At 60.2% G+C, this 19,556-nt stretch carries 16 protein-coding genes and 1 pseudogene; all 17 read left to right on the top strand.

Features of this window, described 5'->3' with window-relative positions; translation table 11 throughout:
• Positions 1-24: 24 nt before the first annotated feature.
• The 17 genes and pseudogenes from IRZ56_RS11595 (at position 25) to IRZ56_RS11520 (ending at position 19,547) form a co-directional block, all read left to right on the top strand.
• Positions 25-885, top strand: coding sequence for an NAD(P)H-hydrate dehydratase (locus IRZ56_RS11595; RefSeq protein WP_230381216.1), 861 nt, complete (start codon positions 25-27; stop codon positions 883-885).
• Positions 873-1,346, top strand: a complete 474-nt coding sequence (gene tsaE / locus IRZ56_RS11590) for a tRNA (adenosine(37)-N6)-threonylcarbamoyltransferase complex ATPase subunit type 1 TsaE (RefSeq protein ID WP_196145058.1) — start codon at positions 873-875, stop codon at positions 1,344-1,346. Before IRZ56_RS11595 ends, tsaE begins: the two co-directional genes overlap by 13 nt.
• Positions 1,347-2,789: an N-acetylmuramoyl-L-alanine amidase gene (locus IRZ56_RS11585; protein WP_196145057.1), complete on the top strand. Its 1,443-nt coding sequence runs from the start codon at positions 1,347-1,349 to the stop codon at positions 2,787-2,789.
• Positions 2,786-4,684, top strand: coding sequence for a DNA mismatch repair endonuclease MutL (mutL, locus tag IRZ56_RS11580; RefSeq protein ID WP_196145056.1), 1,899 nt, complete (start codon positions 2,786-2,788; stop codon positions 4,682-4,684). The genes IRZ56_RS11585 and mutL overlap by 4 nt, the downstream gene beginning before the upstream one ends.
• A 1-nt stretch (position 4,685) precedes the next feature.
• The gene (gene miaA / locus IRZ56_RS11575) at positions 4,686-5,657 is read left to right on the top strand and encodes a tRNA (adenosine(37)-N6)-dimethylallyltransferase MiaA (protein WP_196145055.1); all 972 of its coding nucleotides are present in this window, start codon (positions 4,686-4,688) and stop codon (positions 5,655-5,657) included.
• 94 nt (positions 5,658-5,751) lie between these two features.
• On the top strand, positions 5,752-6,012 hold the full coding sequence (gene hfq / locus IRZ56_RS11570; RefSeq protein WP_003258160.1) for an RNA chaperone Hfq: 261 nt from the start codon (positions 5,752-5,754) through the stop codon (positions 6,010-6,012).
• Between the two features lie 12 nt (positions 6,013-6,024).
• The gene (hflX, locus tag IRZ56_RS11565) at positions 6,025-7,326 is read left to right on the top strand and encodes a ribosome rescue GTPase HflX (protein ID WP_196145054.1); all 1,302 of its coding nucleotides are present in this window, start codon (positions 6,025-6,027) and stop codon (positions 7,324-7,326) included.
• Positions 7,327-7,422: 96 nt separating this feature from the next.
• Positions 7,423-8,604 carry an FtsH protease activity modulator HflK gene (gene hflK, locus IRZ56_RS11560; RefSeq protein WP_196145053.1) on the top strand — a complete coding sequence of 394 codons (1,182 nt, stop codon included), beginning with the start codon at positions 7,423-7,425 and terminating at the stop codon, positions 8,602-8,604.
• Entirely contained in the window at positions 8,604-9,473 is an 870-nt protein-coding gene (gene hflC / locus IRZ56_RS11555; protein WP_196145052.1) for a protease modulator HflC, read from the top strand. Before hflK ends, hflC begins: the two co-directional genes overlap by 1 nt.
• Positions 9,474-9,887: 414 nt before the next feature.
• Positions 9,888-11,075 carry an ATP phosphoribosyltransferase regulatory subunit gene (locus IRZ56_RS11550; protein ID WP_196145051.1) on the top strand — a complete coding sequence of 396 codons (1,188 nt, stop codon included), beginning with the start codon at positions 9,888-9,890 and terminating at the stop codon, positions 11,073-11,075.
• A 56-nt stretch (positions 11,076-11,131) separates the two neighbouring features.
• On the top strand, positions 11,132-12,424 hold the full coding sequence (locus IRZ56_RS11545) for an adenylosuccinate synthase (RefSeq protein ID WP_196145050.1): 1,293 nt from the start codon (positions 11,132-11,134) through the stop codon (positions 12,422-12,424).
• A gap of 643 nt (positions 12,425-13,067) precedes the next feature.
• Positions 13,068-13,760, top strand: a pseudogene (locus tag IRZ56_RS23495) (methyl-accepting chemotaxis protein); the annotation flags it as partial.
• Positions 13,761-13,781: 21 nt separating this feature from the next.
• Complete coding sequence (locus IRZ56_RS23490; RefSeq protein WP_419183258.1) at positions 13,782-14,666, top strand: methyl-accepting chemotaxis protein; 885 nt, start codon at positions 13,782-13,784, stop codon at positions 14,664-14,666.
• A 563-nt stretch (positions 14,667-15,229) separates the two neighbouring features.
• Positions 15,230-16,291: a hypothetical protein gene (locus tag IRZ56_RS11535; RefSeq protein ID WP_196145048.1), complete on the top strand. Its 1,062-nt coding sequence runs from the start codon at positions 15,230-15,232 to the stop codon at positions 16,289-16,291.
• A gap of 5 nt (positions 16,292-16,296) precedes the next feature.
• Positions 16,297-17,820 (top strand): hypothetical protein, encoded by a 1,524-nt coding sequence (locus IRZ56_RS11530; RefSeq protein WP_328311435.1) that lies wholly within the window; start codon positions 16,297-16,299, stop codon positions 17,818-17,820.
• Entirely contained in the window at positions 17,817-18,347 is a 531-nt protein-coding gene (locus IRZ56_RS11525) for a hypothetical protein (protein WP_196145046.1), read from the top strand. Before IRZ56_RS11530 ends, IRZ56_RS11525 begins: the two co-directional genes overlap by 4 nt.
• A 27-nt stretch (positions 18,348-18,374) precedes the next feature.
• Positions 18,375-19,547 (top strand): NAD-binding protein, encoded by a 1,173-nt coding sequence (locus tag IRZ56_RS11520; protein ID WP_196145045.1) that lies wholly within the window; start codon positions 18,375-18,377, stop codon positions 19,545-19,547.
• The last annotated feature ends 9 nt before the right edge of the window (positions 19,548-19,556 follow it).

The following is a 19,556-nucleotide window of genomic DNA, read 5'->3' as shown; positions in this document are numbered from 1 at the left end:
CCAGACATCGGAGCCTTTGACCCCATGCCCCAGACCAAACACCCTGGTAATGCCCCACAACTGCTCAGCAGTGTGAACACTGCCCACCTGCCGCCACGTCGCGCCGACGCCCACAAGGGCGACTTCGGCCATGTGCTGGTGGTCGGCGGTGACCTGGGCACCGGCGGGGCGGTGATGCTCAGCGCCGAGGCCGCCTTGCGTTGCGGCGCCGGCCTGGTAAGTGTGGCCACGCGTCCCGAGCACGTAGCCGCCGGCCTGACTCGCCTGCCGGAAACCATGTGGCGAGGCGTGGAGTCGGCCAACCAGCTGATGGGCGTGCTCGAGCGTGCCTCGGTGCTGGTGGTCGGTCCCGGGCTGGGCCAGGCTGCCTGGGGGCGTAGCCTGTTGTCGGCGGCGGCCAATGCGCACCTGCCGCAGGTCTGGGATGCCGACGCCTTGAACCTGCTGGCGCACCGGCCCCTGGCCCTGCCCAGTGGCAGCATCCTCACTCCGCACCCGGGCGAGGCGGCGCGCCTGCTGGGTATTTCCACCGAGGCGGTGCAGGCCGACCGGCCGGGCGCTGCCCGCAAGCTTGCGCGCAAGCATGCCAGCATCTGCGTGCTCAAGGGCGCCGGAACCCTAATTGCCGCCCCCAGCGGTGAGCTCGCCTTATGCGGGCGTGGCCACCCGGCAATGGCCGGCGCGGGGCTGGGCGATGTGCTGACCGGCGTGCTGGCGGCCCTGCTGGCCCAGGGGATGGATGCCTGGGCGGCCGCGTGCCTGGGGGTTTGGCTGCATGCCTGCGCCGGCGAGCGCCTGGGGGGCAAGGGCAGGGGCATGGCGGCCAGCGATCTGGTTCCGGTCATTCGTGAGTTGTTGGAGGAGCATTCAGCGTGTCAGGCATAACTTTGTTTCTGGCCGACGAACCGGCCACCGTGGCGTTCGGCGCACGTCTGGCCCAGGTGACCGGCGGTCATGGCGTGATCTTTCTCGAAGGCGACCTGGGCGCCGGCAAGACCACGCTCTCGCGTGGGCTGATCCGTGGCCTGGGCCACGCCGGGGCGGTCAAGAGCCCGACCTTCACCGTGGTCGAACCCTACGAAATCGGCGAGGTGCGGGCCTATCATTTCGACCTGTATCGCCTGGTCGATCCAGAAGAACTGGAGTTCATGGGCATCCGCGATTACTTCGAAGGGGACCCGTTGTGCCTGTTCGAATGGCCAGAGAAGGGCGCGGGCGTTTTGCCAAAGCCCGACCTGACCATTACCATAAGCCCGCAAGCGAGCGGACGTTCGCTGACCCTTTCGCCGCAGGGGGAGCGCGGTGAGGCCTGGTGCGCCGCCCTGGCCACAGAATTCAAACAGTAAATGGGGTTAGGTATGCGCATACGCGCACTGGTCGCCGTCGTGGGGCTGCTGCTGACAGCGGTGACCGTTGACGCTCTGGCCGTCACACAAGTCAAGAGCATGCGTCTGTGGCGCGCACCGGACAACACGCGGCTGGTCTTCGACCTGTCTGGCCCCGTGCAGCACAGTGTCTTCACCCTGACCGCGCCAGACCGGCTGGTCATCGATATCAATGGCGCCACCCTGGGCGGTGCCCTCAATGTGGCCACTTCCAATACGCCGATCAGCAGCGTGCGCTCGGCCCAGCGCACCCCCACCGACCTGCGTGTGGTGGTCGACCTGAAGAAGGCTGTCACACCCAAGAGCTTCACCCTGGCGCCCAACGCCCAGTACGGCAACCGGCTGGTGGTCGACCTGTACGACCAGGAAGCCGACGCCATCGCCGCCAGCGCACCGCCTCCAGCGCCGACCACGCGCACTCCTGCCAGCACCCCGGCCGTGCCGGTGACCCCGGCGCAACCAGCGATCAAGCTGCCGCCGGCACCGAGCGGCAAGCGTGACATCGTCGTCGCCATCGACGCAGGCCACGGCGGGGAAGACCCCGGCGCCTCCGGTTCGCGCGGCCAGCACGAAAAAGACATCGTGCTGCAGATCGCCCGCGAGCTGCAGCGCCAGATCAACACCGAGAAAGGCTACCGCGCCGAGCTGACCCGTACCGGCGACTATTTCATCCCGCTGCGCAAGCGCACCGAGATCGCGCGCAAGAAGGGTGCCGACCTGTTCATCTCGATCCACGCCGACGCCGCGCCGTCGCGGGCCGCCTTCGGCGCTTCGGTGTTCGCCCTGTCCGACCGTGGCGCGACCTCCGAGACTGCACGCTGGCTGGCCGACACGGAAAACCGCTCCGACCTGATCGGTGGCGCCGGCAACGTCAGCCTGGACGACAAGGACCGCATGCTCGCCGGTGTGCTGCTGGACCTGTCGATGACCGCCACCTTGAGTTCCAGCCTCGATGTGGGGCAGAAGGTGCTGGGCAACATGGGTCGCATCACTCCGCTGCACAAGCGGCGCGTTGAGCAGGCTGGGTTCATGGTGTTGAAGTCGCCGGACATCCCGTCGATCCTCGTTGAAACCGGGTTCATCTCCAACGCCAACGAAGCGGCCAAGCTGGCCACCCGAAGCCACCAGCAGGCCCTGGCCCGCTCGATCCATACCGGTGTGCGCCAGTACTTCCAACAGAGCCCGCCACCCGGCACCTACATCGCCTGGCTGCGTGACAGCGGCAAGATCGCCCAGGGGCCGCGCGAGCATACCGTGCGCCCGGGCGAAACCCTGGCCATGATCGCCGTGCGCTACCAGGTCAGCGTGGCCAGCCTGCGCAGCACCAACAGCCTCAAGAGCGATGAGCTGAAGGTTGGCCAGCACCTCGACATTCCTGGCACTACCCTGGCGTCCCAGCAATGAGTGGTGGTTCGCGCATCCAGCTGCTCAGCCCGCGGCTGGCCAACCAGATCGCCGCCGGCGAGGTGGTCGAGCGCCCCGCCTCGGTGGCCAAGGAGCTGCTGGAGAACAGCCTCGACTCCGGTGCCCGGCGTATCGATGTGGAGGTCGAGCAGGGCGGGGTGAAGCTGCTGCGCGTGCGTGACGACGGTGGTGGTATCGCCGCCGACGACCTGCCGTTGGCCCTGGCTCGCCACGCCACCAGCAAGATCCGTGAGCTTGAAGACCTCGAAGGAGTGCTCAGCCTGGGCTTTCGTGGCGAGGCCCTGGCTTCGATCAGCTCGGTGGCGCGCCTGACCCTGACCTCGCGCACGGCCAGTGCCGGCGAGGCCTGGCAGGTGGAGACCGAAGGCCGGGACATGACCCCGCGGGTGCAACCGGCGGCACACCCCGTCGGTACCTCGGTGGAAGTGCGCGACCTGTTCTTCAACACCCCGGCGCGGCGCAAGTTCCTGAAGTCTGAGAAGACCGAGTTCGATCACCTGCAGGAAGTCATCCGTCGCCTGGCTCTGGCGCGTTTCGATGTGGGCTTTCACCTGCGCCACAACGGCAAGAGCATCCTCAGCTTGCACGAGGCGCCCGACGAAATCACCCGGGCGCGCCGGGTGGGCGCCATCTGCGGTCCGGGCTTCCTCGAACAGGCGCTGCCGATCGATGTCGAACGCAATGGCTTGCGCCTGTGGGGCTGGGTTGGCCTGCCGACTTTCTCGCGCAGCCAGGCGGACCTGCAGTATTTCTTCGTCAACGGCCGTGCCGTGCGCGACAAGCTCGTGGCCCACGCGGTACGCCAGGCGTATCGCGACGTGCTGTTCAATGGCCGGCACCCGACCTTCGTGCTGTTCCTGGAGCTCGAACCCAACGGCGTAGACGTCAACGTGCACCCGACCAAGCACGAAGTGCGTTTCCGTGAAGGGCGCATGGTCCATGACTTCCTCTATGGCACGCTGCACCGTGCCCTGGCGGACGTGCGCCCAGAAGACCAGTTGGCCGCGCCGGCCGCGGCCAGCGAAATCGTACGCCCCAGTGGCCTGCAGGTTGGCGAGTTCGGCCCCCAGGGCGAAATGCGCCTGGCCTCGCCGGTGCTCGAGCAGCCCCAGGCCGAGCCGCGTCAGGCATTCGCGGGCGGTAGCGGCTCGGGCTACCAATACCAGTACACACCCCGGCCGTCGCAGCCGGTGCCCGTCGCCGAGGCCCAGGCGGTCTACCGCGAGTTCTTCGCCCCGCTGGAAAACGGCGCCGCCGCCCCGGTGGCGTTGCCGCAAAGCCAGGGCGATGTGCCGCCCCTTGGCTATGCCCTGGCCCAGCTCAAGGGCATCTATATCCTTTCCGAGAACGCCGTTGGCCTGGTGCTGGTCGACATGCACGCCGCCCACGAGCGGATCATGTACGAACGGCTCAAGGTGGCCATGGCCAGCGAAGGCCTGAGCGGCCAGCCGCTGCTGGTGCCCGAGTCGCTCGCGCTGAGCCAGCGCGAAGCCGATTGTGCCGAGGAGCACGCCCAGTGGTTCCAGCGCCTGGGCTTCGAGCTGCAGCGTCTAGGGCCGGAAACCCTGGCGATCCGGCAGATCCCCGCCTTGCTCAAGCAGGCCGAGGCCAATCGCCTGGTGCAGGATGTGCTGGCCGACCTCATGGAATACGGCACCAGCGACCGCATCCAGGCGCACTTGAACGAACTGCTCGGCACCATGGCTTGCCATGGCGCCGTGCGTGCCAACCGGCGCCTGGCCATTCCCGAGATGAACGCGCTGCTTCGGGACATGGAAAACACCGAGCGCAGCGGTCAGTGCAACCACGGCCGCCCGACCTGGACCCAGCTTGGGCTGGACGACCTGGACAAACTATTCCTGCGCGGTCGATGACATGAGCGGCAAGCCCCCTGCGATATTCCTCATGGGCCCAACGGCGGCCGGCAAGACGGACCTGGCCATCGAGCTGACCAAGGTGCTGCCCTGCGAGCTGATCAGTGTCGACTCGGCGCTGGTCTATCGCGGCATGGACATCGGCACGGCCAAGCCCTCGAAAGAGGTGCTGGCTGTCCATCCGCATCGTCTGATCGACATCCTCGACCCAGCCGAGAGCTACTCGGCGGCGCAGTTCTGCACCGACGCCCTGGAGGCGATGGCCGAGATCACTGCCCGCGGCAAGATCCCGCTGCTGGTGGGCGGGACCATGCTCTACTACAAAGCGCTGGTCGATGGCCTGGCGGACATGCCCGCGGCGGATGCCGCAGTGCGCGCCGAGCTCGAGACCCAGGCGCGCGAGCTGGGCCTGGCCGAACTGCACCGGCAGTTGGCCGAGGTCGACCCCGAATCGGCGGCGCGTATCCACCCCAACGACCCCCAGCGGCTGATCCGCGCCCTGGAGGTTTATCGGGTGAGCGGCCAGAGCATGACGGCCCATCGGCAACGTCAATTCGCGGAAAGTCGCGCGGCAGACGCAGGCGCGGGCGGGCATTTGCCCTATACTGTCGCCAGTTTGGCGATTGCTCCTACAGATCGTCACATTTTGCATCAACGAATTGCGCTACGATTCTCGCAAATGCTGGAACAGGGATTCGTCGACGAGGTCCGAGCGTTGCGTGCCAGAAGTGACTTGCACGCCGGGTTGCCGTCTATACGAGCAGTGGGGTATCGGCAGGTCTGGGATCACCTGGATGGCAAGCTCACCGCCGACGAGATGCGTGAGCGCGGTATCATTGCCACACGGCAGTTGGCCAAGCGGCAGTTCACCTGGTTGCGCGGCTGGTCCGGCGTGGAATGGCTCGACAGCCTGGCCTGCGACAATCTGTCCCGCACCTTGAAATACCTGGGAGCCGTCTCCATATTGAGCTGAGTCCCTGCAATTGCCGTCTATTCTTGCGAAAGGGCGGCATGAATTACCGATTTTTATTATTTTTTTACTATTGATCCTTACAGGAGTGCGGCATATGTCAAAAGGGCATTCGCTACAAGACCCTTACTTGAACACCTTGAGAAAAGAAAAGGTCCCGGTTTCCATCTACCTGGTAAACGGGATCAAGCTGCAGGGCTCGATCGAATCCTTCGACCAGTTCGTGGTATTGCTGAAGAACACCGTCAGCCAGATGGTCTACAAGCACGCCATTTCGACCGTGGTTCCTGCCCGTCCGGTTCGCCTGCCAAGCCCGTCCGATTCCGAACACGGCGACAGCGAGCCAGGCAACGCCTGATAGGAGCCTGCATTGTTCTTTGAGCGCCACGGTGGTGGTGAGCGGGCGCTGCTCGTTCACTTGGAAGGTCAGAACCCTGAGGCGCGCGAAGACCCGCAGGAGTTTCAGGAGCTGGCGCTGTCGGCCGGAGCGGACATCGTTTCGCTGGCCACGGTGGCCCGGCACCAGCCTACAGCCAAATACCTGATTGGCAGCGGCAAGGTCGAGGAACTGCGCGACCTGGTCCATGCCGAGCAGGTAGACCTGGTGATTTTCAATCACACCCTCACGCCCAGTCAGGAACGTAACCTCGAACGTGTCTTCGAGTGTCGCGTGCTCGACCGTACCGGGCTGATCCTCGACATTTTCGCCCAGCGGGCGCGTACCCATGAAGGCAAGCTGCAGGTCGAACTGGCCCAGCTCGAGCACATGAGCACGCGGCTGGTGCGCGGCTGGACCCACCTGGAGCGCCAGAAGGGGGGTATCGGCCTGCGCGGCCCTGGCGAAACCCAGCTGGAAACCGACCGCCGCCTGTTGCGGGTACGTCTGCGGCAGATCAAGGCGCGCCTGGAGAAGGTCCGCAGCCAGCGCGAGCAGGCCCGTCGCGGGCGCAAGCGCGCGGACATCCCGTCGGTGTCGCTGGTGGGCTATACCAACGCCGGCAAGTCCACCTTGTTCAACGCACTGACCGCCTCCGAGGTGTACGCCGCGGACCAGCTGTTCGCCACCCTCGACCCGACCCTGCGCCGGCTCGAGCTGGACGACTTGGGGCCGATCGTGTTGGCCGACACCGTGGGCTTCATCCGCCACCTTCCACACAAGCTGGTCGAGGCATTTCGGGCTACGCTCGAGGAGTCGAGCAACTCCGACCTGCTGCTGCACGTGATCGACGCCCATGAGCCCGAGCGCATGGAGCAGATCGAGCAGGTGTTGGCGGTGTTGGGCGAGATCGGGGCCGAAGGCTTGCTGATCCTCGAGGTCTATAACAAACTCGACCTGCTCGAAGATGTCGAGCCGCAGATCCAGCGAGATGCCGACGGCAAGCCGCAACGGGTCTGGGTATCGGCACGTGATGGGCGTGGCCTGGAACTGGTTGGCCAGGCGATTGCCGAGTTGCTGGGGGATGATCTGTATGTCGGAACCCTGTGCCTGGAACAGCGACTTGCCCGCCTGCGCGCGCAATTCTTCGCTCTGGGCGCGGTGCAAGGCGAAGAGCACGATGAAGAAGGTCGCAGCCTGCTGAGCGTGCGACTGCCCCGGGTAGAGCTCAATCGCCTGGTCAGTCGCGAAGGCATGGAGCCTGAACTGTTCATCGAGCAACACACTTTGCAATAAATGCCCGTCGAGGTCGTCGGGCGGCCGAGACAGGCATTCTGTAGCATTGGACGGCGCGCCGTGGGCGCGTCTTTGCTTTATCAGATGGAGAGCGCTATGGCTTGGAACGAGCCGGGTGGCAACTCGAACAATCAGGATCCCTGGGGCGGCCGCCGTGGCGGCGGCGGTGGTGGCGACAAGAAAGGTCCACCGGATCTGGACGAGGCCTTCCGCAAGCTGCAGGACAGCCTGAACGGCATGTTCGGCAGCGGCAAGAAACGCGGTGGCGGTGGCGACCGCAATATCGGCAAGGGTGGCGGCCTGGGCCTGCTGGGCATTGGCCTGGCCGTGCTGGCGGCTATCTGGCTTTATAACGCCGTTTACGTGGTTGACGAGCAGGAGCAGGCCGTGGTGCTGCGCTTCGGCAAGTACTACGAGACGGTTGGGCCGGGCCTGAACATCTACTTCCCGCCGATCGATCGCAAATACCTCGAGAACGTGACTCGCGAGCGGGCCTACAGCAAGCAGGGCCAGATGCTCACCGAGGACGAGAACATCGTCGAGGTGCCGCTGACCGTGCAGTACAAGATCACCAACCTGCAGGACTTCGTGCTCAACGTCGACCAGCCGGAGGTCAGCCTCCAGCATGCGACCGAAAGCGCCCTGCGCCACGTGGTGGGCTCCACCTCGATGGACCAGGTGCTGACCGAAGGCCGTGAGCAGATGGCCGTGGATATCCGCGAGCGCCTGCAACGCTTCCTCGACACCTACCGCACCGGTATCACCGTCACCCAGGTCAACGTACAGAGCGCGGCAGCCCCGCGTGAAGTGCAGGAAGCCTTCGACGACGTGATCCGTGCCCGGGAAGACGAGCAGCGTGCGCGCAACCAGGCTGAGTCCTACGCCAACGGCGTGGTGCCGGAAGCCCGTGGTCAGGCCCAGCGCATCATCGAGGACGCCAACGGTTACCGTGATGAAGTCATCGCCCGCGCCAAGGGTGAGGCCGACCGCTTCAGCAAGCTGGTTGCCGAGTACCGCAAGGCACCGGACGTGACCCGTCAGCGCCTGTACCTGGAGACCATGCAAGAGGTCTACAGCAACTCGAGCAAGGTCCTGGTGACAGCCAAGGACGGGCAGAACAACCTGCTCTACCTGCCCCTGGACAAGATGGTTGAAGGCAGCCGCAACACGGCCGCTCCGGTCAGCAGCGTACCGGCCTCGGTCAACGATGCGGCCGCCCGCGCGGCGCAGGAAATGCAACAGCAGCAACAGTCGCTGCGTTCTAGGGAGAGCCGTTGATGAGCAATAAATCGCTGATCGCCCTGATCGCCGCTGTCGTACTGGCCATCGTGGCCTGGAACAGCTTCTACATCGTGGCCCAGACCGAGCGTGCGGTATTGCTGCAATTCGGCCGTGTGGTCCAGGCGGATGTCCAGCCAGGCCTGCATGTGAAGGTTCCCTACGTCAACCAGGTGCGCAAGTTCGACGCCCGCCTGATGACCCTGGACGCCCCGACCCAGCGCTTCCTGACCCTGGAGAAGAAAGCGGTGATGGTCGATGCCTACGCCAAGTGGCGGGTCAAGGATGCCGAGCGCTTCTATACCGCGACCTCGGGTCTCAAGCAGATCGCCGACGAGCGCCTGTCCCGTCGTCTGGAAAGCGGCCTGCGTGACCAGTTCGGCAAGCGCACCCTGCACGAGGTGGTCTCCGGTGAACGTGACGCGTTGATGGCCGACATCACCGCTTCGCTGAACCGTATGGCCAGCAAGGAGCTGGGTATCGAAGTCATCGACGTGCGCGTCAAGGCCATCGACCTGCCGAAGGAAGTGAACCGCAGCGTATTCGACCGCATGAGCACCGAACGCGAGCGTGAAGCGCGCGAGCACCGTGCCAAGGGTAACGAGCTGGCCGAGGGTATCCGCGCCGATGCTGACCGCCAGCGTCGCGTACTGCTGGCCGAAGCCTATCGCGAAGCGGAGGAGACCCGCGGTGATGGCGATGCCCAGGCGGCTGCCATCTATGCCAAGGCCTACACCCAGGATGCAGAGTTCTATGCGTTCTACCGTAGCCTGCAGGCGTATCGCCAGAGCTTCTCGAGCAAGAGCGACGTACTGGTCCTGGATCCGAAGAACGAGTTCTTCCGCTTCCTGGACAAGAGCAAGCCTTGATCGGGTTGGCTTGAATAGGAGGGGCCGCTGCACGGCCCTTTCGCGACACAAGGCCGCTCCTTGCATAATCCTGTAGGAGCGGCCTTGTGCCGCGAAAGGGCTGCAAAGCGGCCCCTTTTCTTTACCAAGCAGGCCTGAAGACACCCCGCCCGGCAGCTAAAATGCCAAGCGGGGTGCATCCTGAAGGAAAAGCGGTGTATGATCAGTCAGCCGGGAAATTCCCGGCTTTTTTGCGTCTGCAAGGTTGATTGGCAAGCCGCCAGTTGACGGCTTGGCCAGGTCGCAAGGCAATTCGAGGGTATTGGGTACGGTGGTGGCGCTGGGATCAGTGCTGCCTGCTGCTGTGCGCCAATGCCTGCTTCACTTACGGCTCGCCTGTGGGCAGGCCGCCCGGACCAGAGGGGAAATGGCGTAATGGCAACGGTAGACCGCTGGCTGCTGCCAGATGGCATCGAGGAAGTACTGCCGCCTGAGGCTGCGCGTATCGAGATCGCGCGGCGCCAGGTGTTGGACCTGTTCCAGAGTTGGGGTTACGAACTGGTCGTCACCCCGCATATCGAGTACCTGGAATCGCTGCTTACCGGTGCCGGCCAGGACCTGGACCAGCGTACCTTCAAGGTGGTCGACCCCCAGTCCGGTCGCCTGATGGGCTTTCGTGCCGACTTCACCCCGCAGGTGGCGCGCATCGACGCCCACACCTTGCGCCGTGAAGGCCCGAGCCGCCTGTGCTATGCCGGCAGCGTGCTGCATGCCCAGCCCCGCGCCCTGTCCACCTCGCGCAGCCCGATCCAGCTCGGTGCCGAGCTGTACGGCGATGCCAGCCCTACCAGCGATGTCGAGGTCATCAGCCTGATGCTCGCCACGCTGCAGCTGACCGATGTCGCCGATGTGCACATGGACCTCGGCCATGTCGGTATCTACCGCGGCCTGGCCCGTGCCGCGGGCCTGTCCGGCGCGGTCGAGCAGCAGTTGTTCGACGCCCTGCAGCGCAAATCCGTCGATGAAGTGCAGGCGCTGACCGCTGACCTGCCAAAGGACCTGGGCAACATGCTACGTGCCCTGACCGAGCTGTGCGGTGGCCGCGAAGTGCTCGCCGAGGCCCGCGTGCGTCTGGGCCGTGCCCCTGCCAGTGTGCTGGCGGCGCTGGACGACCTGCTGGCGATCGCCGACCGTCTGGCCGCGCGCTATCCGGATCTGCCGCTGTATTTCGACCTGGGCGAGCTGCGCGGCTACCACTATCACACCGGCGTGGTGTTCGCCGTGTTCGTGCCAGGTGTCGGTCAGTCGATCGCCCAGGGCGGGCGCTATGACGACATCGGCGCCGACTTCGGCCGGGCGCGCCCGGCCACCGGTTTCTCCACGGATTTGAAGACCCTGGTCACACTGGGGCGAGCGGAGGTCGTATTGCCTTCTGGCGGCATCTGGATGCCCGACAGTGGCGACGCGGCCCTCTGGCAGATGGTCTGCCAGTTGCGCAACGAGGGCCAGCGTGTGGTCCAGGCTCTGCCTGGCCAGCCGTTGAGTGCTGCTCTCGAGGCGGATTGTGATCGGCAATTGATTCAGCAAGACGGGCGCTGGCAGGTACTGCCGCTGACCCATTGAGTTTCTCCGCCGGCAAAAGGCCGGCAACCAAGTTTGCGTGAATGAGGACAAGTGTTATGGGTAAGAATGTCGTCGTCCTGGGCACCCAGTGGGGTGATGAGGGCAAAGGCAAGATCGTCGATCTGCTGACCGAACATGCTGCCGCCGTAGTGCGCTACCAGGGTGGCCACAACGCGGGTCACACCCTGGTGATCAATGGTGAGAAGACCGTTCTGCACCTGATTCCTTCCGGCATCCTGCGTGAAGGCGTCCAGTGCCTGATCGGCAACGGCGTGGTCGTTGCCCCGGACGCCCTGATGCGTGAAATCACCAAGCTGGAAGAGAAGGGCGTACCGGTACGCGAGCGCCTGCGCATCAGCCCGGCAGCGCCGCTGATCCTCTCCTACCACGTGGCCCTGGACCAGGCGCGTGAGAAGGCCCGTGGCGAAGCCAAGATCGGCACCACCGGCCGCGGTATCGGCCCAGCCTACGAAGACAAGGTGGCTCGTCGCGGCCTGCGCGTGGGCGATCTGTTCCACCGCGAGCGTTTCGCCGCCAAGCTCGGCGAGCTGCTGGACTACCACAACTTCCAGCTGGTGAACTACTACAAAGAGCCGGCCATCGACTTCCAGCAGACCCTGGACGAGTGCATGGCCTACGCCGAACAGCTCAAGCCGATGATGCTCGATGTCACCGCCGAGCTGCACAACCTGCGCCGCGCCGGCAAGGACATCATGTTCGAAGGCGCCCAGGGCTCGCTGCTGGATATCGACCACGGTACCTACCCGTACGTCACCAGCTCGAACACCACCGCCGGCGGTATCTCCACTGGTTCCGGCGTCGGCCCGATGTACCTGGACTACATCCTGGGTATCACCAAGGCCTACACCACCCGTGTCGGTTCCGGCCCGTTCCCGACCGAACTGTTCGACGAAACCGGCGCCACCCTGGCCAAGCGCGGCCATGAGTTCGGCTCCACCACCGGTCGCGCCCGTCGTTGCGGCTGGTTCGATGCCGTGATCCTGCGTCGCGCCATCGACGTCAACAGCATTTCGGGCATCTGCCTGACCAAGCTGGACGTGCTGGACGGCCTGGAGACCATCAACATCTGCGTAGGCTACAAGGACGAGAACGGCGCTGTCATCGAAGCACCGACCGACGCCGACAGCTACATCGGCCTGCAGCCGGTGTACGAAGAGCTGCCGGGCTGGAGCGAGTCGACCCTGGGTGCCAAGACCCTGGAAGCGCTGCCGGCCAACGCTCGCGCCTACATCAAGCGCATCGAGGAGCTGATCGGCGCACCGATCGACATCATCTCGACTGGCCCGGACCGCAACGAGACCATCGTCCTGCGTCATCCGTTTGCCTGATCTGCCCTTCGGCTGATCCGACGCCGCGGCCTCGAAAGGGGCTGCGGCGTTTTTATTTGCAGGTTCGCCGGCACCGGGCCCAATCGCTGGCAAGCCTGCTCCCACAGTACGACGTCAGCCCATCCAGGTGGGAGCGGTGGCCCTACAGGGCTTGGTGGGAGCCGGCTTGCCGGCGATTGGGCCAGTACAGAGCACTTCCTTGCTGAACCTTGGCACTATCCTCCGCCTCTCCCGGCACAACCCTTGCTGCATGAAACGCCCGTAGGTGCCATCAAAGTAATGGCGCCAAGAACACGGGAGTTACAACGTGTCTGCCATCCTTTCACTGTTACGAAGCCGCCTCTTGCGGCCTGTGTTTGTTGCCCTCGGTATCGCTCTTTTGGTGCAGGTCCTGGTCGCCGTCGCACTGACCCGAGGCACGGTCACTGCCCTGGAGGCGGAACTGGGCGAGCGTCTGGGCGACGACAGCCGCAAGCTCGCCACGGAGCTCGAGCAAGCCGGCCAGGACGTGCGCACGGGCCTGGACAGCTTGTCTGCCAGCACCCGTCAGCGCCTGAGCGCAGGCCTGTCGGCGCGCCTGGAAAGCGAACAGCAACAATTGCGCAGCACCCTTGAAAAGAACCTCAAGGACTCGGCCAACGACATGGCCGAACTGCTGGCCTCGGTGGCGCCGCGAGCCATCTGGGACAACGATGTCCCCACGCTTTCCGACTTCGCCCGCCGCGCCCAGCGCAACCCCAACGTGCTGTTCGTCATCTACGACGACGCTCAGGGTCAGCACCTGACCCGCTACCTGAATCGGCAGAACCCCATCAACAAGGCGTTGCTCGAGAAGGGCCAGGGCGAGCGGGCGTTGGACAAGGTGCTCGATGCAGTGCGCAAAGACCCCTCGGTGTACTTCGTCGAGGCCTCCATCAACCCCAACGGTGCCGAGATCGGCAAGGTGGTGATGGGGGTGTCCACGGCTGGGGTGGAGCAGCAGCTTAACGCCTTGGATGAGCGTTTTGCCGCCCTGATCGCCAGCGGCGAGCAACTGGTCGGTGAGAGCCTGGTGGCGGCGGCGGCCGACAGCGGCAAGGCCCTGCGTTCGCGCTTGGAAGCTGCTCAGGGTAGCGCTGCCGCCATGCAGGCCAACACCGCGCAGACCGTGCGCGACGCTGCTGCCGACCTGCGCTGGCGCATCGGCCTGGGCTTGGTGCTGGTAGGTTTGGGTGTGCTGCTGGTTGTGGCCGTGGTGTTGGGCCGGCGTGTGGTCAGCAAGCTGCGTCTGTTGATCAGGGCGCTGGACGATCTCGCCGCAGGCGAGGGCGACCTGACCAAGCGGGTAACCCTCGACAGTCGCGACGAGATCGGCGACATGGCCTCGGCGGTCAACCGTTTCGTCGACAAGTTGCAGCCCATCGTCCGCGAAGCGGGTGAGGTGGCTCAGCGCACGGGCCTGGAGATCGGCAGCATGGCCCAGCGCAATGCCGGCGCCGATGCCGCTGCTGCGCTGCAGCGCGACGAGGTAGCTGCCAGCCTGCGCGACCTTTCCAGCATGGCCGACGAAGCCCAGGCCGAAAGCCAGGCCATGCAGGCCGCATTACAGCAGGTGGTGGACATTCGCCGCGCTGCCGATGAAAACAGCCGCGCCTCGACCCAGTTGGCACGGCTGATCGAGAACCTGGCCGGTGAAGTGGAAACCGGCTCCCAGGTGATCGAGCGTCTGGCCAAGCAAAGTGAGCAGATCGAGGTGGTGCTGACCGTGATCCACGGCATTGCGGAGCAGACCAACCTGTTGGCCCTCAATGCCGCCATCGAGGCGGCGCGGGCCGGTGAGACCGGACGTGGTTTCGCGGTAGTCGCCGATGAGGTGCGCGCTTTGGCCAGCAAGACGCAGAGTTCGACGGGCGACATTCAGGCGCACATCGCAGCGTTGCAAAAGGGCGCCAAAGAGGCGGTAGACACTATTGGCCAGGCCGGGCGCCAGGCCAGCGAGGGCCTGTTGGTGCTGCGCGACAACGAACGCCGCCAGCAGTCGGTGCAGGCGGCGGTGGAGCAGGTGCACGCGGCCATCGGCCTGGCCACCCGCGCTGCCGAGCAGCAGGCGTATGGAGCGCAGGCAGTGCGCGGGCGGGTCGAGAACATCCATGCTCAGGCCGAACGCTCAGCTGAGGTGGTGATGCAGACCACCGCCAGCAGCAAGGTACTGGACGACCTGGCGGCGCAGCTGCGGGCGAGCCTGGGGCAGTTCAAGGCCTGAGCTAGATAGCTGGGCGAGCTCGCTCCATAGCGCAACGCATAACTATTTGATTTTGCGGGGGCTTGTGGAAGTGGGCTTGCCCCGCAATCAAGGGCGAAGCCCTTGCGCCAGTATTCACAGATAAAGCCGTCTGCGCGATCCTCAAGTAGAGCGCGAAATATTCATTTACGCGGTCAAGCCACTTCTAGACGAAAAGTTGTAGGAAAGTTCCCAAGTTGGCTTTGTTCAGCTGACCACCATTGCAGCTCTATACATAGAGAGCTAGGCTCTGAACGTAATCTCTAGAGTCATCGTCTTCTAACATTTGTTTTGTCAGCCTGTTATCAACGGAAAGGAACGCTGTGATGGTAAAACGTATGGACGTTCGGGCGAGGCTCGAAGTTTAGAGCTTTCTCATTCATCGCAACTCATAGCTGGGGACAGTTCCGCATGAGCGAACATCTGTTTGCGTACGGGGCCTGGAACTGCGCGCCTTCGATAATCTAGTACAACTCTCTGTTCTAGGGCTTCAGCCTTAGTGCGTCGCTATCGCATGTCTATCGCAGGAAGAGATCGAGGTTAATATGCACGATACGCTAATAAAACTGGCAAGTTCAGAGGTCGGTGAGAATGAAATATCTATATTGAATGGGGCTGTTGTAATTCCTAAACGTTACCTGCGTGAACGAGTACGTCTCGAAGAGGGGAGCATTCTCATTGTTTCTGGAACCCTTATCGAGGGAATTGGTACCGCGCACTCTGATATAGACTGCATTGTGTTATGTGAAGAAAGGCCTAAAGCCGAAGATGTTAAGTCCAGCGGGCATGCGCTCGTGACGGACATCAATTATCACTTTCTAACGAAAAATGAGGAAGTCCATAATACCACTGATTTTTATGGTGAGAGCGGACTTCATATCGATACTGACTATATTACGTTCTCCGAGGTCGCAGATATTATCTCGAAGGTTGAGGTGGCGTTCGAAGACGTTCAGTCCGACCAGCGGTTTTTGTATTCCCCCGTTTTACTTGAGCGAGAAAACAACGTTATCCACCGCTCTTTGACGGGCTTCGCATTAGCGGAAGAAAAAAAGTTCGAGGATCTTAAAGGTCGGATACCTCGCGATAAGCATATATACATTGCTCACCGTGAAAAGCTACCGGTCTTCTACGCGTTTCAAGACGTTCAAGGATGCTGGCAATCGGGAAATTGGTGGATGGGATGCGAAATCACTCGTGACATGCTGCTGAAAACCACGATGAGCTTCACTTATTTAACAGGCATTACTAACAAACACCCGAAATGGGTCTATTCAAATGTATTCCGAGTTGAAGGCTATGATGAGATTAAAAGTGGTTTTTTTGAGCTCGCTCGACGCGGCGCCGCGACGGAAGACGCGTGCAGGCAATACATTGAGGATGCATTGGTTTATATGGATAAGGTGTTTGTTGCCATTGAGGGACTGCTGGCGCAAAACCCAGTGTACCCCTCTGCTGAAAAGTCACTGGTTGCGTTGAATCATGAATTTAATAGCAGACAACATACCGAGCACAAAATTTCCACGTGTGAATATTATTTTAGGAAGAAATTTTTTGCAGCGGAGGATACGCCCTCGCTAAGTAGCCTCTTGAAAGATTGGGATTAAAATAAATGGGCGCTGATAGGTTGGATGCTCGCTGCAAAATGGCAATTAACGTCGGAAGCTCTTCGGTCAAGACGTCAACGTTCTTCGATAGAGGGCGGGTCGATATAAATATAAACTTTATAGGCTTGGAGCGCCAAGTGGTAAAGGTCAAATATAATCGCCTAAACAGTTATCCTGATCGGCTCTATCAAGTATCAATCGGTGACAACCTTGGGATGGCTGCATCCGTGATTCTGAGCGAAGCCATCAGGGTGCTGCGAGAGCTAAAATGGCCCATGCCAGAGCTCATTGGTCACCGAGTCAAGTTTGCCGGGTTTGGCAAGAGGGTCGAAAGATTTACCGAAAAAAATGAAGTAAGAATGATATTCAATGACTATTTAAGCTCTCGCCACAATAGGCTGTGCTTGGAGGTGCTTCGTGAAGCGAAGCAGGCATTTCCAGACGCAGAGCAACTAATGGTGCGCGATCAGATTAATGACGATCTGTCACTTCACAATGAAAGTAAAATCCCTTTCGATCATCCCACGATACGGCGCTATGGACTTTACGCGCATGGTTACCATGGCCTTGCAGTGAAAGCGTGCTTAGCGCAGATGCGCAAAGACTTCAATACGAGTGATTTTAATGGCGTTATATGCCACGTGGGTTCAGGGGTTAGCTTTACTGCTGTCTCAAGTGGAAAGGTGGTTTTTAATACAATGCAATATGCGGCGTGTGATGGGGCAGTTATGCATAACCGTTCAGGCACACAGCCCATAGGCATCGCATTACGTTTCTTGAAATATGGGTTGAAATCAGGTGATTTGTCAAATGTGTATAGTCGATTAAGCGGTATTTACGGCTTAGCTAATTTGTCGGCAGACAGTTCGATCACTGTTGAGGATATTCTAAGCCAGCCCCAATATACTCAGGCCAAAAACGCGTATCTAAAGGCTAACGGCGTCGAACTTTTTAGAGCGATCACAGCACTTGAAAGTGTCAACGGATTTATTTTTTCCGGGGGACTGGCTACGAAACACCGCTGGCTTGGGCCGGAATTGCTACTGAGTGCTAAAGCCATCACCCCAGAAATAAAAGATTCCTTTGTCGCTGATTTGAATACGCCGGGGGCTCGCTATGCGACGGCAGGAGATACTGCGCTCTATCTAATTGATGTTGATGAACAAGCCTGCATCCTGGACGCGTGCGAGGATTTTTCTTCAGCCGCCGATGACTTTGAAATTACAAGTGGTGCTTGCGAGGTGCCAGGGACATCCGTCGGAATTGTAGAAGAAGGTAGAAATGGCTGGAGGCGCGGTAGTATCTGCTTGTGCTTGAGTGATACCGAACTTCCATTTGATTGTTCGACATTGCCGGAAGGTTTTATTTTTTATGGTAAGTCACGCGGTGATTTTTTTCTGAGAGCTGCGCTTGCTAGAAATAGTGGGATTCCAGCAGTTTTCATAGAGCGTTCATCGCAAGGCCCTTGCTCCCTCTTGGGTAAAAATATTTACATGGATACGCCAACCCAAAAGGTGGTGATACTATGAATAGTAGTTTCTCCAACTATATTGCAGAGCTAAAGTTGATGTTGCCCTTTAAGGGCATATTGTCCAGCAATGAATGGGAAACCATAACAAAAAATAGAGAAATTGTTTCCGACGGTGAGCTAGGCGTACTTATATCAGAGATGGATCAGTCATTGAGGCAGGGGCTATTTACTGAGGCGAGAGCACGAGCCTTGTTGGGAGTTCTCTACATAACGGAGAGGATTATAGATGCCTGTGAGCAAACCAGGATAAGAGACACTACAAACCCGATGGAGATCGATCTGGCAATAGCGCTGAAACTGCCTGGTGAGTGCTCGAACGGGTTAGCTTTTATGAAACGTAACGACGCTGTCCATCGGCAGGATCTGAGCGAAGATGTCGCTGCGTTACTTTCCGCAATCAATAGCACTTTCGAAGCGTGTCCACGAAACCTACCCGGTAGGAGAGATCATGAGCGTGTTCTCCCACTGCGCATTCTCTCCAAAGCCTACGGTTGTCTTATTAATTTGGCGCTCAAAGATTTTTAAAATTTTATTATTGAGACAGGATGTCAAATGAGTAATGTAGAACGTATTTTGCAGAGTGCGGAAGTTGATAGTCGGTTGACATATCTAAGTGCGCATAAAATGGCTGGTTTATTTTATGCCCGAATACTGGCTTCACATGATGCAACAAGCGGTGATGCGTTAGGTAAGTGCGTTATTTTTTGTTTTTCGCATCTGTCCTCTACTGTCAATTTGAGCATCTGTAACCACTGGATTTCCATTTTTGAAAACATTTATTTGATACCGAAAAAGTCTTCTTTAAATACTGCGTTGCTTCGTCATGTTGCGAATCCGACACGTATATTGCGGGCTAGGGATAGGTCGGATTTCAAGAATACAGTCGATGAGATTAAAGGTATTTTATCTCAATCGGATCTTCCTGTTATTTTGTTTGATATAGGCGGTTATTTTGCACCCTATATAGATGACCTGTCAGTGTTGTTGGGTGGTCGCCTTCGCCTGGTTCTTGAAGATACCGCCAATGGACATATCAAGTATAAAAATACAAATTACTATTTGACGTCAATGGGATTCAAGTCTGTAGCATACGACTCCTATAAAATGGCAGAAAATGTCATGGTCGCCAACATTACCGTAGGGCATGTGGGGTCGTTTATACCCGACTGGTCTGCATATCGATCTATATTAGTCGTCGGGTATGGACGCATCGGACGCTCGCTGTGCTTCGGGTTGCGCGCTAAAGGCGTTAAGAATATAGGCGTGGTTGATATCGACAACGCCCGATTGTTTATGGCAGCGACAGAAGGGTTTAAGGCATTTACACGCTCGCAGCTAAGCACGACTGTTGATAAGTTTGATTATTGTTTTGCTATGTCTGGTCAACACGGAGTTACTCCGATGGTGCTCGCGGCGCTAAAAGATAATTCATATATATCCGTGGTTACATCATACGATGATGAGTTTGAGTCATCCGTCAGAGGCTTGTTCGAATCTGGAGATCGCGAGACAGTAAAATGGAATAATAAGACAATAAATATCATTAATAAGGGGCGGCCGATCAATTTGTCCAAGTTTGCCGCATTTGACGCTAGAAATTTGTCTTTGCATTTTCTATTTGGACGAATATTTTCCAGCTTTTTGGGGGTGCTTGGGTTCAACCGAATATCAGATTGGGAAGCAGAAGTATACGCAGACTTACTTTCAGAGATACAGTCATCATGACAGTCGCAA

This window comes from Pseudomonas guariconensis (assembly GCF_015680235.1).
Taxonomy (GTDB): domain Bacteria; phylum Pseudomonadota; class Gammaproteobacteria; order Pseudomonadales; family Pseudomonadaceae; genus Aquipseudomonas; species Aquipseudomonas guariconensis_A.
This window is presented reverse-complemented; position numbering and strand designations above follow the sequence as displayed.

Excerpts from the sequence above, each read along its gene's own strand:
- IRZ56_RS11595 (WP_230381216.1), top strand. The coding sequence starts at position 25 with ATGCCCCAGACCAAACACCCTGGTAATGCCCCACAACTGCTCAGCAGT.
- hflC (WP_196145052.1), top strand. The coding sequence starts at position 8,604 with ATGAGCAATAAATCGCTGATCGCCCTGATCGCCGCTGTCGTACTGGCC.
- IRZ56_RS11520 (WP_196145045.1), top strand. The coding sequence starts at position 18,375 with ATGAGTAATGTAGAACGTATTTTGCAGAGTGCGGAAGTTGATAGTCGG.
- IRZ56_RS11525 (WP_196145046.1), top strand. The coding sequence starts at position 17,817 with ATGAATAGTAGTTTCTCCAACTATATTGCAGAGCTAAAGTTGATGTTG.
- IRZ56_RS11585 (WP_196145057.1), top strand. The coding sequence starts at position 1,347 with ATGGGGTTAGGTATGCGCATACGCGCACTGGTCGCCGTCGTGGGGCTG.
- IRZ56_RS11535 (WP_196145048.1), top strand. The coding sequence starts at position 15,230 with ATGCACGATACGCTAATAAAACTGGCAAGTTCAGAGGTCGGTGAGAAT.
- hflK (WP_196145053.1), top strand. The coding sequence starts at position 7,423 with ATGGCTTGGAACGAGCCGGGTGGCAACTCGAACAATCAGGATCCCTGG.
- hfq (WP_003258160.1), top strand. The coding sequence starts at position 5,752 with ATGTCAAAAGGGCATTCGCTACAAGACCCTTACTTGAACACCTTGAGA.
- miaA (WP_196145055.1), top strand. The coding sequence starts at position 4,686 with ATGAGCGGCAAGCCCCCTGCGATATTCCTCATGGGCCCAACGGCGGCC.
- IRZ56_RS23490 (WP_419183258.1), top strand. The coding sequence starts at position 13,782 with ATGGCCTCGGCGGTCAACCGTTTCGTCGACAAGTTGCAGCCCATCGTC.
- IRZ56_RS11550 (WP_196145051.1), top strand. The coding sequence starts at position 9,888 with ATGGCAACGGTAGACCGCTGGCTGCTGCCAGATGGCATCGAGGAAGTA.
- mutL (WP_196145056.1), top strand. The coding sequence starts at position 2,786 with ATGAGTGGTGGTTCGCGCATCCAGCTGCTCAGCCCGCGGCTGGCCAAC.
- IRZ56_RS11545 (WP_196145050.1), top strand. The coding sequence starts at position 11,132 with ATGGGTAAGAATGTCGTCGTCCTGGGCACCCAGTGGGGTGATGAGGGC.
- IRZ56_RS11530 (WP_328311435.1), top strand. The coding sequence starts at position 16,297 with ATGGGCGCTGATAGGTTGGATGCTCGCTGCAAAATGGCAATTAACGTC.